This window comes from Shewanella marisflavi (genome assembly GCF_002215585.1).
Taxonomy (GTDB): Bacteria; Pseudomonadota; Gammaproteobacteria; order Enterobacterales; family Shewanellaceae; genus Shewanella; species Shewanella marisflavi.
Genome location: NZ_CP022272.1, coordinates 345,235 through 360,735, shown reverse-complemented (window position 1 = coordinate 360,735; position 15,501 = coordinate 345,235). Strand labels below are relative to the sequence as shown.

Genomic DNA, 15,501 nt, shown 5'->3' with positions numbered 1-15,501 from the left:
AAAGCCGCTTAATGCGGCTTTTTTTATAGCGCTGCCTCAAAAGTCTTGAGCCTTTGCTGACAGCGGCGCCGCAAGTCATCTCGCAGGGCCAGCACCACAGGCGTCACATGTTGCCGGCCAGGGCACACCAGATACAGGTCGGCACTCTCGCCACTATATTGTCTCATTAGCGGCACCAAGGCCCCCGCGGCCAAATCCTCAGCCAGATCCAGCGAGGACTTATAGACGATCCCCTTACCCGCCAACGCCCATTTACGTGCCACCTCGGCATCGTTGCAAGTACGGTTACCCGATACCTGCACCTTATGAGTCTCTCCATCCTTATAGAAACACCATTGATCATGGGTTCGTTCATCTAACATAAAGAACAAGCAGTTATGATGTTCCAGATCCCTAAGGCTCTCTGGGCGACCATGGGCCTTAAGGTACTCAGGCGAGGCACATAAGATACGCTGTGAAGGACAGATCTTAAAGGCGACCAGGCTCGAATCTTTGGGCGTCCCGCTACGCAGCGCCACATCTATCTTGTCATGATAAAAATTGGTCAGACTGTCTGCGAGATGTAGCCTTAGCTGTAACCTGGGGTATTCGTCCATCAAGCTGTCCAGCCAGGGCAAGATAAAGTTACGCCCGGCATCAGAAGGAAGCGCTATGCTAAGCTTACCGGCGATCTGCGACTTGGCAGAAGCAAGGGCTTGCTCCCCTAACCTCAGATCCTCCAGCGCACGGCGACAATAACTGAGGTAGCGCTCACCCGCATCCGTCAGCCGCAGGCTTCGGGTGCTACGAATAAAAAGCACTGTATCTAGCTCCCTCTCCAACCGTTTCAGCCCAGCACTGGCCACCGCCGCAGAGATCTCCAACTCCACCGCTGCCGCGGTCAAACTGCCACAGTCGGCAACTCGCACAAATAACAATAGATCATTAACTTGCATCGCCACATTCCCGCCGTCTCAGGCGTCCTCTGTCTGTGCCCCAATTAAGCATAGACTGGTCAAAAACCTTACTTTTATCAAAATATTTTTGATAAAAGTAAATAAATGACAATAAAAAGCCTGCTTAAGCAGGCTTTTTAACAGAGGTTGGCACAAATGGCTTAGCACTATCGACTTATACTAGCGCGGTCGCCATCTTGCGCCTGAGATAGGCAATCTGCTGCATATGAGGCAGATCTTTAGGGCAGTTGTCCTGACAGCCCAGCAGCGTCATACAACCAAATACCCCATCCTGATTACCAATCACATGGTAGAAATCTTCTACGCTACGGGCGTCACGGCTGTCGAGCTCAAAACGGGCGATCTTCATCATGCCCACAGCACCGACAAAGGTGTCGCGCATCTGCTTAGTGGCACAGGCCGAGACACAAACGCCACATTCGACACAGCGCTCCAGCTCATAAAGTTTAGCGGCCTCTTCTGGCGCCATAGGCGCCTCGATACGATGAATGTCCACCTCGTCGCTTCTCGGATGTAGCCAAAGCTTGAGACGCTCCGCCAGCTCGCGCATAAACTTACCGGTATTGACCGACAGGTCGCCGATCAGCTCGAAGCCAGGCAGGGGCATTAAAGTGATCTCACCCTTAGGATATTTGCTGGTTAGCGTACGGCAGGCCAAGGTTGGATAACCATTAATCACCATGGCGCAGCTGCCGCAGATCCCGGCGCGGCAGACAAAATCGAACTGCAAAGAGGGGTCTTGCTGCTCCCGCAACATATTCAGCGCAATAAAGACTGTCATGCCCGGCGCCTCTTCCAGCTGATACTTGACCATCTTGGGCTTATCGTCTGGCACCTGAGGGTCATAACGAAAGATATTAAAAGTTAGTGTACGGCCCTGACTCATTTGCTTTCTTCTCCAAGCTGCTTGCTAGTTCCGAGCGGCTTATCATGCAAACGCTCATTCTTCTCTCTAAGGGATTCTGGTACTTCAAATGGCATCAAGGCGTGCTGACGCTCATAGCGATCGGCGTTATCACCCAGGCTACTGAGGATCTCAACGATCTCCTTTTCACGCTTCTCGGTATCTGGATGCGCAATCGCGTTATTGATGCCATAACCGCGATAGCCAGGTGGCAGCTCCATCTTCATCACATCCAGCTGCTCATAATCCAGCTTTGGTCGCGTCGCATCAACGCTTGGCCAGGAGGAGAGCGTGCGGTTAAGCCACTCTTTATCGTTACGCTGAGGATAATCCTCACGGGCATGGGCACCACGACTCTCGGTGCGGGCCTCGGCGCCGCAGGCAACGGTTAACGCTACCTTCAGCATGCGCTTAACCCTAAGGGCTTCCACCAGCTCTGGGTTGGCATGACGCTTCTTACACTTAAGGCCAAGGTTGCGCGAGCGAATAAGCAGCGCCTCTAACTCTTTAACCGCCTTGGTCAGCTCAGGGCCATTGCGGAAGATCCCCACATAATCCATCATAATGCGCTGCATCTCACGCTTGATCTCAAATGCAGATTCAGTGCCCTGCCCCTCGACCAGGCCATCAATTTCATCACGCACCTGAGCCACGAAACGCTCAGCAAGTGAGGTATCTATCTCGAGCGTATTCTCTTCACAGAAGTCGGCCACATACTTACCAATAATCATGCCGCCAACAACTGTTTCCGCCAGCGAGTTGCCCCCCAGACGGTTAAAACCGTGCATATCCCAACAGGCCGCTTCGCCTACGCTAAACAGACCCTTTAGCTGCGGGCTCTGCCCCTTGGCATCGGTACGAATACCGCCCATAGAGTAGTGCTGGGTCGGACGCACGGGGATCCAATCTTTCGCTGGATCTATGCCTAAGAAGTTCTCGCAGATCTCTTTGACTTCACGCAGGTTAGTTTCCACGTGTTTGCGACCAAGCAGGGTAATATCCAGCCATAGGTGTGGACCATAAGGGCTATCGACCCCTTTACCTTTACGCATATGCTCAGTCATGCGGCGAGACACCACATCACGCGAGGCCAATTCCTTCTTCTCCGGCTCATAGTCTGGCATGAAACGGTGGCCATCTTTGTCTCTGAGCAAGCCGCCGTCACCACGGCAACCTTCGGTAGTCAGAATCCCCACAGGCACAATCGCCGTTGGGTGAAACTGCACCGCTTCCATATTCCCCAGTGTCGCCACGCCAGTTTCCAGCGCCAACGCCTGCCCTATTCCTTCGCAGATGATCGCGTTGGTGGAGACCTCATAAATACGGCCATAACCGCCGGTAGCAATAGTGGTCGACTTAGCAACATAGGCACGCAGTTCACCTGTGATCAAACATCTGGCCACGACTCCATGACAACGCTTGCCATCGTGGATCAGTGCCAGCGCCTCAACCCTTTCATGTACCGGGATATCGAGAGAGATCGCCTTGTTGTCGACGGCGTAGAGCAGCGAGTGGCCGGTGCCGTCTGCGGTATAACAGGTGCGCCACTTCTTGGTGCCGCCAAAATCACGGGCGTTGATCAGACCATGAGCCTCTTCTGCCTCTTCGATGGTGACCTTCTCGGCATTAACAACCACCTGACGAGGCCCCTTGGTGACACGTGTCCAGGGCACGCCCCAGTTGGCCAGCTCACGCACCGCTTTAGGGGCGCAGTGTGCAAACATGCGCGCCACTTCCTGATCACAGCCCCAGTCCGATCCCTTTACCGTATCTTGGAAATGTACGTCCTCATCATCTCCCATGCCTTTAACGGTATTCCCCAGACTGGCCTGCATGCCTCCCTGGGCCGCGGCCGAATGCGAACGCTTGGCGGGGATCAGCGATAGTACCAGGGTATCCAAGCCGCGCTCTTTCGACGCGATGGCGACCCTTAGTCCGGCCAATCCGGCACCAACGACTAGAGAATCGGTATATATCAGTTTCACACTTGCTCCTTACGAGGGATGAGAGATCACATTACTTTCAAATCGATTAACTGGCGTAGGGCAGGAAGGCCAGCAAAGAGGCCAAACCAATCACCACAAACACCACACTCACTATGGTTTTTATTTTTCTAATTCGGGCGCGGGCGTCGATGGCTCGTCTAGCCCCCCATTTAATGGCCACACGATAGATGCCAATGGCGGCATGCAATTCGACACACAAGAGCAGAGGCAGATAGACCATCCACACCCCTTGATTCCAGATGCGATCGGCACTACCCACAGGGCCTATGGTTTCAGGCGCACTACCAATTAACCATAAATGCACAGGCAACAACAAAAAAATGCCCACACCTGTGATCGCCTGCCATACCCATAACTTGGTATCGTCATGGTGGATCACGCTCATCTGCTTTCTGAGTGCCCTTTGTTGCTGCAAGTTCAGCGGCATCTTATGTATGGCGACCAACACATGAAGCAGAGCCAATAACGCCACTATGATGGCAATGACCGACACCACCCAGGGATAGCCATGACCGTCAGCACTTAGGAAACTCAACTCCATGGTACGGGCCACAAAAGTCATGGCATCGGCACCAAGCAGAATAGATGACACTAAAATCAGATGCGTCCATAGAAACAGGGCTAAGATGACACCGGTAACACTCTGACTCATATCGAGCCAACCGCTTACATTATTATTTTTCTTTGTCAGCGACATAGGCACTCCTGTGAATAGTGGGAAAGGGGCGTGACTGACTAAATAGACAAACGCTAGCCTTAATGTCGCTCACAAACCCAACAAAAACCGTGAGATAGATCAAAACACAATCCGATATTTTATAAATTGCTAATCTACCTAGGGCTTACACAGTTATGGCACAAATGGTGTAACTGGCAAGGTCAGTGATTGACCTATCATGATATAAGAAACCAGACTCAATATACCTAGGGTCATCAGGTAAACAATCAATACTTTAACCGCCTTTCTTAACCCCTTACGCTGACGAACTAGTCCCCATTTCACCGCTACGCGGTACAGGCCTATCATGGCGTGGATCACTACTGCCGGTAACAATAACGCATAAAGTAGCCAGGCATTAGCATGATAAACACGCTCCGCCGACAGATGCGGACCAATCTCTGGATTGGTGATCATGGTAAAAATATGCACCGGCGCCAGGAAAAACAGAATAAACCCGGTCACCAACTGCCAGAACCAGGCATGGCTGTCTTTATGTTTGATCCCCTGCATATGATTGCGCAGCGCTCGCCATTGGCCGAGTTGCGCCGGGAAGCGGCGTAATGCCACCGCCGCATGCAACATCACCACCAGCATGATAAAGATGGAGAACACCTTAGTAACGATAGGCATACCGTGACCTGTGCTACTAAACATGCCACCTTCGAGAAACTGCACTACGTGATAGAAGGTCTCTTTACCAAAGAGAATGCTCGACTCAAAATGCAAATGCGCCAATAAAAAGCAACCCAGCAAAATGCCGGTGGCACTCTGTATTTTATCGGCCTTAGCTGACCAGGGACTGCCCAAAGCAGCGTAATGAGTGTGGTGATATTGCAAGCTTTTAACCTTCATGATCTTTCTGCGCCTAGTGTCGGGATCTACACCATACCAACAAGAATTGAGCTGCCTACCAATAAGCCTAAAAAGCGTGAGGCAACTCACCCAGGCATAGCAAAACATTTGATACCGATCACAAACAATCACCCAAAACAAAACAAAGGTAAAACCAATTAGCCAATATTAATCAATGATTTAAACGGCCATTTCAAACAATACAATCAATACAAAAACCGTCAGATTAACCGATTGAATTTAGTCGCTAAATCCCAGTTTGTCAGTTTAAGTGCAGATTCCTCGGTCTTTGTACAATGCTTGGTTTACAATAAGGCCATTATTGAACTTATATTGACCTTAGAGAGAAGATCCCATGGCCTGGATCCAGTTAAAGATAGACACAGATAACCAACACGCCGAGCAACTCAGCGACATGCTGATGGAGCTGGGCTCACTGTCGATCACCTATGAAGATGGTAAGGACACCCCAATCTACGAGCCTAACCTAGGTGAAACCCCGTTGTGGAGCCACACAGTGATCACCGCCCTGTTTGAGGCAGATTATGATCTGGCGCCCGTGGTTGAGATGCTCAAGCTACAGCCTTATTTAGGTGCAGACTTTAGCCATAAGATAGAACAGGTCGAAGACAAGGATTGGGAAAGAGAGTGGATGGACAACTTTCACCCTATTCAATTTGGCCGTCGCCTATGGATCTGCCCAAGCTGGCGAGAAGTGCCAGACCCACAAGCCGTCAACGTAATGTTAGACCCAGGCCTCGCCTTCGGCACCGGCACACACCCAACTACGGCGCTGTGTTTAGAATGGCTAGATGGACTCGATCTTGAAGGCAAAGAAGCGATCGATTTCGGTTGCGGTTCAGGCATTCTCGCGGTCGCTGCACTTAAACTGGGGGCCTCAAAAGTCACCGGCATTGATATCGACTATCAGGCTATCGAAGCCTCTAAGGCTAATGCCGAGCGCAACCAGGTCGCCGATAAGCTGGCACTCTATCTACCAGAAGATCAGCCAGCCGACCTCAAGGCCGAAGTATTAGTAGCCAACATACTCGCAGGTCCGCTGCGCGAACTGGCACCTCTGATTGCCGAAAAGGTACAGCCAGGTGGCTTACTGGCACTCTCGGGTCTACTCAAGGAGCAAGCCGACGAGATCAGTCAGCATTATGCCCAGTGGTTTGACATGGACGCACCAGTTCACAAAGAGGATTGGAGCCGCTTGACAGGCACACGTAAATAGCGGTAAAAGCCAGCGGCCGCAAGGCCGCCACAGACTTCTCAGCTTACAAAAGTCAAGTAAAAAAGTTGCTCTCAGGTCATTTATTGACCTTTTCACAGGCTTGAAAAAGGCGTACTATAGCGCCCCTTTGAAGCGCAAGGTGTGATGATAAATGCAGATTGGACCCTATCAACTGAAGAATCAGCTGATCGTGGCTCCCATGGCAGGAGTCACCGACCAACCCTTCCGAAATCTCTGCCTACGCTATGGCGCCGCCTTAGCCGTATCAGAGATGCTTTCGTCTAATCCCGAGGTTTGGGATACCGACAAGAGCCGACAGCGCATGGCACACGCTGGTGAAGATGGGATTCGCTCAGTACAAATTGCAGGTGCCGACCCCGATATGATGGCCCATGCCGCCGTTGTTAACGTACAACAGGGCGCGCAGATCATCGATATCAACATGGGATGTCCTGCAAAGAAAGTGAATAAGAAGCTGGCAGGTTCAGCACTACTGCAGCAACCAGAGCAAGTAAAAGCGATTTTACAGGCTGTTGTTGCCGCTGTGGATGTGCCTGTGACCCTGAAGATTCGCACAGGTTGGGCGCCTGAACACAGAAATGGCGTTCAGATAGCCCAAATTGCACAAGATTGTGGCATTGCCTCACTCGCGGTCCATGGCCGTACGAGACAGTGCATGTACAAAGGCGAAGCCGAGTACGACACGATTCGCGCGATAAAACAGAATGTCTCTATTCCTGTTGTGGCAAATGGCGATATCTGTACCCCAGAGAAGGCACGCTTCGTGCTGGAACATACAGGTGCAGATGCCGTGATGATAGGAAGAGGTGCTCAAGGACGACCTTGGCTATTCAGAGAGATCCAACATTACTTGGAAACAGGTAAAAAGCTAGCGCCCATTGAAGTGGACGAAAAGCGTCAGGTGATGCTGGAACACCTCAAAAACTTATATGCATTGTACGGCGAGTACAAAGGGTTACGTATCGCCAGAAAGCATGTTGGATGGTATCTGGACCAAGAAGCGCAGAGACCTTTCAGAGCCGACTTCAATCGGCTGGAAACTGTTGAAGAACAACGTTCCATGTTGGAGCGTTATTTTGATGAATTAGTAAAGAATTAATAAAGAGCAGAATACGAATGTTTGATCAGACAACTCAACCAGAAGCTCATCAGCTTACCGTAGGCAAAATCGAAACCGCTAACGGCACTATCAAGCCTCAGTTACTGCGTGACGCTGTTAAGCGCGCCGTAACTAACTTTTTCGCTCAAATGGACGGCCAGGAAGCCGAAGAAGTTTACGAAATGGTGTTATGTGAAGTTGAAGCACCTCTACTAGATATCATCATGCAGCACACCCGTGGCAACCAAACTCGCGCTGCCAACATGCTAGGTATCAACCGTGGTACCCTGCGCAAGAAATTGAAAAAATATGGCATGAACTAAAACTCACGTTTTAGCATGTTGTATTGAAACGGGTTTCTCAGCAATGGGAAGCCCGTTTTGCTTTCTAGCTTCCCCCATCCCAGCGCTACCGTCCGCACATATCCTGGCACTTGGTACCTCTTCAGCTTCGGCTAATTTTCATTTTGTACACTAGCAAACCTTGTGATGCATGCTAGGGATATTTAGCTCACTTGTTACAAGACTGGTGACGAGTTATCCCACCCAAAGCATATGAAAATCACTCGCAATAATTACTAAAAAAATGAAACACCTCCCACATAGAGACAATTATGCTAACTAAAAAAACTCTTTTACCCTCTGTACTATGCCTTAGCCTACTCAATATTGGGGCTGCAAATGCTGAAACCTTTCAGTTTATCGACCATCAGCCTGAAACAGTCGACACCTTAGTCGCCTTTCAAGCGGGTGAACACACCTCCCCTCAACTCGCACAACTTAATGATCTGTCTAAGCAACAGATAGCCAATGCATTAGCACTGCAAGGTTTTACCGGCGAGGCAAAACAACTCGTTGAAATTTTATCGCCACACGGTATTAAGGCTAAACGCTTACTTGTGGTTGGTGTTGGTGAAGCAAAGCAGCCTGGTAACATCAATAAACTCGGCGCAGAGATCACCGCTCACTTGCGCAGCACTGATAATGAGAATATCCACCTACTGACAACAGACATAAGCAATGGGATGGGCAACGCCAATTTCGCCGCCGAGCTGGCTCACGGAATTAACCTACGCGCTTATCAGTTCGATAAATATCTCACCGAGAAAAAGCCTGCCGAAAAGTACTACACGGTAAGCGTTGCCAACCCTAGCGCAGCGACTGATAGATACCAGCAACTCGCCGCCATTGAAAAAGGGGTATTTCTAGCACGTGACCTCACCTCTGAGGTGCCAAGTGCTATGACGCCAGTCGATTTTGCCAACGCTGCAAAAGAACTCAAAAGATTAGGGGTCAAGATCACCATCTTAGATGCCAAGCAAATTGAAAAATTAGGCATGGGTGCACTCCATGCAGTTGGTCGCGGCTCACAAGCGGGATCGCGCTTAGTCATTGCCCATTGGCAAGGTAATAACGATGCGCCTATCGCATTAGTCGGCAAAGGCATCACCTTCGATTCTGGCGGCTACAACATCAAAGCGACGGGCGACTCCATATCACGCATGAAATCTGACATGGCAGGCGCAGCAGCGGTACTCGGCACGATTAAGGCGATGGCGCTGCAAAAAGCGAAAGCCAATGTGGTCGGCGTGATGCCTATGGCGGCAAACATGGTTTCAGATACCGCTTTTGCCCCCGGTGATGTACTGATGACGGCTGAAGGACTCAGTGTAGAAGTGCTCAACACAGATGCCGAGGGACGACTCATCCTTGCGGACGGCATGTGGTACGCGCGAAAACACTACCAACCTAAAGTGATGGTAGATATTGCCACCTTAACAGGCTCAAAAGTAAGGGCATTAGGGAAACGTTATACCGCGGTATTTAGTGACGATGACACCTTAGTCGATGAGTTAACTTTCTCAGGTAGCGCCGTTGATGAAAAGCTATGGCGTTTGCCTTTGGCCTATGATGATCTGTTAAAGAGCCCGATTGCCGATCTCAAAAATGCGGGCTATGGCGGCCCCGGCGCGACCACTGCGGCGGTGTTCTTAAAGCAATTTAGCGGCGAGACCAAATGGGCACACCTTGATATTGCGGGTAGCGCACTCGCAGCCAAAGATGAAGGCATTACGCCCGCTGGCGGCACCGGCCATGGTGTGCGTCTATTAAGCCACTGGATCATGAGTCAATCTCAGTAAGCTTTAGCCATAACGTTAACCCTTACTAAGACTCATAGCAAAGCCCTACATTGTAGGGCTTTTCTTTATCAAGCTTTAAGCTAGCATTTTCAATACCTAACCTTGGGTTTACACTCCCCTAGCATCGCTCACTTGCCTATGACGAGTGTGCTTACTCTCACTGCGCTGGTGCCCCATGCGATACAAGATAGGTAGCATCACTAAGTTAAGTCGCGGCGGTTCAAACCGCACATGCTAAGCGCAACATTTGACTCTACCTAGATTGAGATATTTTATGGAGAAAAGTGTGATTACCCGAGCATTTTACTCAGGTAATTATTGAGGCGAACAAAATATGCAAATAACATACGGCTTTAAGCGGTCACTTAAACTCATGCAAATATCGGAGCACCACATGCCTCAAACTAAAGAACACCTACTTGCCTCTCGCGTTGGCGAAATTGTTGCTAATGATTTTCGCAGTGCACATCTGTTCAGCCAGTTTGGTATCGATTTTTGCTGTGGGGGCGGGATATCTCTAGAGCGCGCAATTAAGCGTTTTGACGTCGATGAAGCGCAACTCATTGAAGCATTAATGGCACTCGGAATCGAAGGCGAGAAGCAGCAAGGTTTAGATCAGTTACCTTTATCAGAACTGCTCGACTACATCGAAGCGACCCATCACAGTTTCGTCAGAGAAAAAGCTCCATTACTAATTGAATATAGCCAGAAGATGGTGCGTGCCCATAGCGAGCATTATGACGAAATTAAACCTTTCGCAGGTTGGATACGCGCACTGATCGAAGATCTTGTGCCCCATCTGATGAAAGAGGAGCAGATCCTCTTTCCAGCCATTCGCGCTATGGCAAATGGTGAACAGGTCAACGGTTGCTTCGGTCATATCGGTAATCCGATCAACGCCATGGAACATGAGCATGACCAAGCGAGTGAAATTATTGAGCGCCTAAGAACCCTCACCAACGACTTTACGCCGCCAGCACATGCCTGCACCACCTGGCGTATCTGTTACGCCACCCTGGAAGAGTTTGCCGCCGATCTGCGCCAGCACATACACATCGAAAACAACATTCTCTTCCCTAAGGCATTGGCCATTTAATCGCCGAATGATGAGGTGCTCCATTATCGGAATACCTCAACAAAGCGCTTTAGATGCCCACTATCAGATAGCCACCAATTAAAGCGATGGCTCCGCCACTAAGACGCAGCAGGGGCAGTTTACCGCTCAGTTGCTGCATGATGAAGCCAAGCGACACGCCCAGCAGGTGGATAACGGCGGTGCCGCTGAGGAAACCTAAGGCATAAAGCACCGGACTGGTCAGCGCTGGCATCTCGGCGCCGTGGGCATGACCATGAAAGATAGCAAACAGACCGACAAACCCCATGGCGAGCAGCAGAGGAATCTGCCTGCCTAAAGCAATAGCCAAGCCCAGTAGCAATACAGACAATGCAATGCCTAACTCCACAAAGGGCAGCGCAACACCATAGAGCCCCAATATCCCACCAAACAACATGAAGGCCATAAAGGCTAAAGGCACAGTCCAAATCGCCCGTCCCCCAAGCTGAGTACTCAACAAACCCACACTCAACATGGCCAACAGATGATCAAATCCGAGTACGGGGTGATTGAATCCCGTCATAAAGCCTGCCCCGCCAGTGATCTCATGAGCAAACACGGACGGCGCCCAAACCGCGAGCAACACAGGCAGTAACCTTTTCATCATTTACCCTCTCAATCCTTGAAATCAGATAAAAGACAATAGGTTAATAAATTAAGTCGAGTTGTGATACAGCGCAAAGAACCCATGATTCATTGCTATACAAACAAAAAGGCTCCCCACTGGGAGCCTTGCGAAAATTAAATGGCAACTTGCTGTAACGGAGACCAAAGCAATGAAGCTTGCTTTTGCTTTATCAACTCTTCGATGAGCTCCCTAATTTTGGGCTCCGCATCAATAAACTTATTCATATTGGCCCCGCCCCTACGAGCATCATATATTGCTTCCCCATCAAGACGTCCCTGATGGAAAACTTTGATTTCGGCATACACCATGTATAAGGCCAAGTCCCAAGCCCAGTTAGCGGTGTAGGTTGCAGTCCACTCACATTGCTGTGCAGCATCTAACTGCTCTAAAACACGATATTTTATCTGTTTCTCTGTCAGCACTTTCTCAACTTCGGCGAGGAAACCTTGACGTACATCTGGATTTTTTTGAATACACACTTCATCGGAGCGCCCAACCTGAACAGGGTCAATCCTTTGCTTAATAGAGCAGGCGGTTGTCATCATTAATACGGTAAAGACTAGAAATATTTTTTTCATGGAACTCCCTGTCGCTATCTCTTCTAAATCACTGATTACTTATACAATGTTAAGGTTTTGTTGCCGCGCTATGATACAGATAAAACTCAAACGAGCACAACAGTACTCAGCAAACAACTTCACCTACCACAATAATTAAATGAGAAGTGACAAGTCTGATAGCGAGGTGATGGTGATATGAGGCAAACAGCCCATCCCAGGCTCAGCTGGCTCTCTATCAAAAGCGGGATTAAGCCAAACTGACTGACAACCGGCGCGGCGCGCCCCCTGAACATCGGCCTTAAAGCTGTCACCCAGATGTAAGAGCTGATCACAGCTTATGTCGAGACGATGGCAAGCCTGATAGAACATATCAGGATAAGGCTTCATGCGTGTACCATTGCCTGGATGCAGCACAAACTCAAATAGCCCCCCTAAACCGATACGGTGAGCGTCGACATTACCATTGGTGATACCGATCAGCGGATAGCGTTCAGCGAGTCTTTCTAGCTTGCCTAATACCTCATCGGCGACAACAAAATCGGAGCGCTGGCGCACAAAATAGGCTAACGCCAGCTGGGCGCCTTTAGCCGCCTCGGTCTTGGTATAACCTAAAGTCATCAACCCCTGCTCTAAGGTCACCAGACGCGACGCCGAGGTATCATGAGCCAGCGAGGGACACTGCTCAATGAGCTGACGTTTGAGCACTTGCCAATCCTCCAGCTCCCAGGCTTGGGTAAGCGGATGGTGCTCTGCGAGGTAATTAAGTAGCCGCTGCTCTGCGGCCATGATGATGGGGCGATTATCATACAAGGTATCGTCGAGATCGAAGCTGATGGCACGAAAAGGCCGCAGTCGTATCGCCACACTAACCATTGCCACCTCGCTTCTTGGCTCTGGGGTGAGCTCCGTCATACACCTTGGCAAGGTGTTGAAAGTCCAGACTGGTATATACCTGAGTCGTCGATAGGTTGGCATGGCCCAGCAGTTCCTGCACCGCCCGCAGATCGGCACTGGATTCCAACATATGGGTCGCAAAAGAGTGGCGCAGCTTATGAGGGTGCACCTTGGCATTGAGCCCCTGCAGTTGCCCCCACTTATTTAATCTGGCCTGAATACTTCTGTGGGCAAGACGCTTGCCCTTTGCGGTGACAAACAGTGCATCGTCTTCGCAAGGCAGCGTGGCCCTTACCTTTAACCAATCGGCAATCGCGCTCAGCGCCACACGACCTATAGGCACTATTCGCTCTTTACTCCCCTTACCCATCACCTTTACCTGATGCTCACCGCTGGCGATATCTAACGTATTCAGGGCAGCCAGCTCAGCCAGACGCAGACCAGATGAGTAAAACAGCTCTATGATCGCCTTGTCACGCAGGGCTAAAGGATCGTCTCCCTCGATAGACAAAAGATGCGTAACCGAATCCAGATCCATATTCTTTGGTAGGGGTTTATGCTGTTTTGGCGCGCTGAGATTCAGACTAGGGTCTTGAGTGATATAGCCTTCTTGCTGCAAATAATGAAAAAACTGCTTCAGAGCCGACAAGGTGAGGGCGATAGAGCGTGGCCCCAATCCCTTACGATGTAATTTGTTAAGTACGGCTTGCAGCTGCTCATCACTCACCTCGCCCCAAGGCATCTCATTTGGCAGTAGCTCCCTTACCCGGCTCAGTTCGAACCGGTAATTTCTTAACGTATGAGGGGAAAGCTGTCGCTCATTGGCGAGATAAGATTCAAACTCTTTGGCCCAGTCGGCAGACATTCAGGGATCACAGCTTAGGTAAGAGGTGGTCGAGTAACTGCTTGAGCTGATCCAGCAGCAGGTTATCCATTTCGGGATGAAAATGGGTAGGATCTTGGCTGGCGATGGCAAAGATCACCTGGCCACACTGCTGCGACAAACGTGACAAAGCCACAGACCCCACTTCGCAGCCAAATAAACGCTTGGACTCAGTTTGTGTCAGGCGACCGAAGTAGTAACCCTGTTTCAAACGCTCACTCCAGATATTAGACAGTTCGCTGTCGATATCATGCACTGTGATCAATCTGACATGGGTAAAATGAAACTGCTGCTGTAACTCATTTGACAGAATTTGCCTTAAATCACCAAGATCTTCGGCCTGCAACAACCTGAGCGACAGTGCGGTATTGAACATGTAGATCTGTTCGTTACGCGATGCCATGGCCAGCAAGGAGGTGATCTCCTCTTCCAGTTGAGTCACCCTGGCCCGAAGCATCTCCTGACGACGCTCCACCAGTGACACGGCGCCACGCTGCTCGTGGGGAATACGCATCGCCAACAGCAACTCGGGATAGCGCGCAAAGAAGTCGGGGTTATCCAGCAGATACTCGCGGATCAAGACTTCATCAAAGGGCAACTCGGCTTTTTCATTCATCGCATCATTCATTGCTGTATCTGTCCATCGTATACATGTTCAGCAGGCCCAGTCATCCATAAGGGCTTACCTTCGCCTTCCCAGTTAATGGTTAAACTACCACCAGGAAGATCGACGCGAACGCGTCTGCCCAGCTTGCCTTGCAGCTGGCCAACAACCACGGCCGCACAGGCACCGCTGCCGCAGGCTAAGGTTTCCGCCGCGCCGCGCTCATAGACTCTAAGTTTAATATGATTTGCATCGACTACCTGCATAAAACCGACATTCACTCCCTTGGGGAAGCGCTCATGCCTGGTCAGCAAGGCTCCAATCTGTTCCACTTCGGCGTTTTCAACATCATCGACGTCCAACACACAATGCGGGTTGCCCATAGACACGGCGCCACATAAGAAGGTTTGCATTCCCTCCGGCTGCTGCGCCTGTAGCAGGTAAGTTTTCTCCGCTTTTTTAGCGTTAAAAGGAATTTTGCTGGGTTCCAGTATGGGGATTCCCATGTTGACCGTTACGCTACCGTCACGTTCAAGCCTTAGGGTCATCTTGCCTGAAGAGGTACTGACTTTTATCTTCTGCTTATTGATCAGCCCTTTACTCTTTACGAAGCGGGCAAAACAACGGGCACCATTGCCACACTGCTCCACCTCACTGCCGTCGGCATTAAAAATGCGATAGTGGAAATCCAGATCAGGATCATAGGGCGGCTCGACTAATAGCAGTTGGTCGAAGCCGATACCAAAGTTTCGATCCGCTAAGCGCTTTATCTGTTCGGGCGAGAAATAGACATTCTGTGTCACGCCATCGACCACCATAAAGTCATTGCCTAAACCGTGCATCTTGGTGAAATGGATCAAAAGTGTTTTTCCTTCAAAAAGT

The 15,501-nt window shown here is 50.2% G+C and carries 16 protein-coding genes; 5 read left to right on the top strand and 11 right to left on the bottom strand.

The annotated features are described in order from the left end of the window. Window positions 1–23 precede the first annotated feature (23 nt). The 5 genes from CFF01_RS01660 to CFF01_RS01640 form a co-directional block, all read right to left on the bottom strand. On the bottom strand, window positions 24–935 hold the full coding sequence (locus CFF01_RS01660; RefSeq protein WP_088903633.1) for a LysR family transcriptional regulator: 912 nt from the start codon (window positions 933–935) through the stop codon (window positions 24–26). Window positions 936–1,110: 175 nt separating this feature from the next. Beyond that, complete coding sequence (locus CFF01_RS01655; RefSeq protein ID WP_033539101.1) at window positions 1,111–1,842, bottom strand: fumarate reductase iron-sulfur subunit; 732 nt, start codon at window positions 1,840–1,842, stop codon at window positions 1,111–1,113. Next, window positions 1,839–3,845 carry a fumarate reductase flavoprotein subunit gene (locus CFF01_RS01650; protein WP_088903632.1) on the bottom strand — a complete coding sequence of 669 codons (2,007 nt, stop codon included), beginning with the start codon at window positions 3,843–3,845 and terminating at the stop codon, window positions 1,839–1,841. Before CFF01_RS01650 ends, CFF01_RS01655 begins: the two co-directional genes overlap by 4 nt. 46 nt (window positions 3,846–3,891) lie before the next feature. Then, window positions 3,892–4,563: a fumarate reductase cytochrome b subunit gene (locus CFF01_RS01645; RefSeq protein WP_033539103.1), complete on the bottom strand. Its 672-nt coding sequence runs from the start codon at window positions 4,561–4,563 to the stop codon at window positions 3,892–3,894. 153 nt (window positions 4,564–4,716) lie between these two features. Next, entirely contained in the window at window positions 4,717–5,439 is a 723-nt protein-coding gene (locus CFF01_RS01640; RefSeq protein WP_033539104.1) for a fumarate reductase cytochrome b subunit, read from the bottom strand. A 355-nt stretch (window positions 5,440–5,794) separates the two neighbouring features. On the opposite strand from CFF01_RS01640, the gene prmA reads away from it, so the two are divergent. The 5 genes from prmA (at window position 5,795) to ric (ending at window position 11,032) form a co-directional block, all read left to right on the top strand. Beyond that, window positions 5,795–6,676, top strand: coding sequence for a 50S ribosomal protein L11 methyltransferase (prmA, locus tag CFF01_RS01635; RefSeq protein ID WP_033539105.1), 882 nt, complete (start codon window positions 5,795–5,797; stop codon window positions 6,674–6,676). 151 nt (window positions 6,677–6,827) lie between these two features. Then, the gene (gene dusB, locus CFF01_RS01630) at window positions 6,828–7,796 is read left to right on the top strand and encodes a tRNA dihydrouridine synthase DusB (protein WP_088903631.1); all 969 of its coding nucleotides are present in this window, start codon (window positions 6,828–6,830) and stop codon (window positions 7,794–7,796) included. 17 nt (window positions 7,797–7,813) lie between these two features. Then, window positions 7,814–8,119, top strand: a complete 306-nt coding sequence (gene fis / locus CFF01_RS01625) for a DNA-binding transcriptional regulator Fis (RefSeq protein ID WP_011864135.1) — start codon at window positions 7,814–7,816, stop codon at window positions 8,117–8,119. A gap of 290 nt (window positions 8,120–8,409) precedes the next feature. Then, a complete protein-coding gene (locus tag CFF01_RS01620) occupies window positions 8,410–9,936 on the top strand; it encodes a leucyl aminopeptidase (RefSeq protein WP_088903630.1) in 1,527 nt (508 codons plus the stop codon). Window positions 9,937–10,309: 373 nt separating this feature from the next. Continuing rightward, entirely contained in the window at window positions 10,310–11,032 is a 723-nt protein-coding gene (gene ric, locus CFF01_RS01615) for an iron-sulfur cluster repair di-iron protein (protein ID WP_088905844.1), read from the top strand. 49 nt (window positions 11,033–11,081) lie between these two features. Here the strand turns inward: ric and CFF01_RS01610 are convergent, their stop codons facing one another. The 6 genes from CFF01_RS01610 to dapF form a co-directional block, all read right to left on the bottom strand. Further along, window positions 11,082–11,654: a HupE/UreJ family protein gene (locus tag CFF01_RS01610; protein WP_408640507.1), complete on the bottom strand. Its 573-nt coding sequence runs from the start codon at window positions 11,652–11,654 to the stop codon at window positions 11,082–11,084. A 137-nt stretch (window positions 11,655–11,791) separates the two neighbouring features. Beyond that, entirely contained in the window at window positions 11,792–12,256 is a 465-nt protein-coding gene (locus CFF01_RS01605) for an Sbal_3080 family lipoprotein (protein ID WP_088903628.1), read from the bottom strand. Window positions 12,257–12,391: 135 nt separating this feature from the next. Further along, window positions 12,392–13,102 carry an HAD-IA family hydrolase gene (locus CFF01_RS01600; protein WP_198387149.1) on the bottom strand — a complete coding sequence of 237 codons (711 nt, stop codon included), beginning with the start codon at window positions 13,100–13,102 and terminating at the stop codon, window positions 12,392–12,394. Between the two features lies 1 nt (window position 13,103). Beyond that, window positions 13,104–13,997: a tyrosine recombinase XerC gene (gene xerC, locus CFF01_RS01595; protein WP_088903626.1), complete on the bottom strand. Its 894-nt coding sequence runs from the start codon at window positions 13,995–13,997 to the stop codon at window positions 13,104–13,106. Window positions 13,998–14,004: 7 nt separating this feature from the next. Then, the gene (locus CFF01_RS01590; RefSeq protein ID WP_033539112.1) at window positions 14,005–14,643 is read right to left on the bottom strand and encodes a DUF484 family protein; all 639 of its coding nucleotides are present in this window, start codon (window positions 14,641–14,643) and stop codon (window positions 14,005–14,007) included. Continuing rightward, window positions 14,640–15,479 (bottom strand): diaminopimelate epimerase, encoded by an 840-nt coding sequence (dapF, locus tag CFF01_RS01585; RefSeq protein WP_033539113.1) that lies wholly within the window; start codon window positions 15,477–15,479, stop codon window positions 14,640–14,642. The genes CFF01_RS01590 and dapF overlap by 4 nt, the downstream gene beginning before the upstream one ends. Window positions 15,480–15,501: the final 22 nt, after the last annotated feature.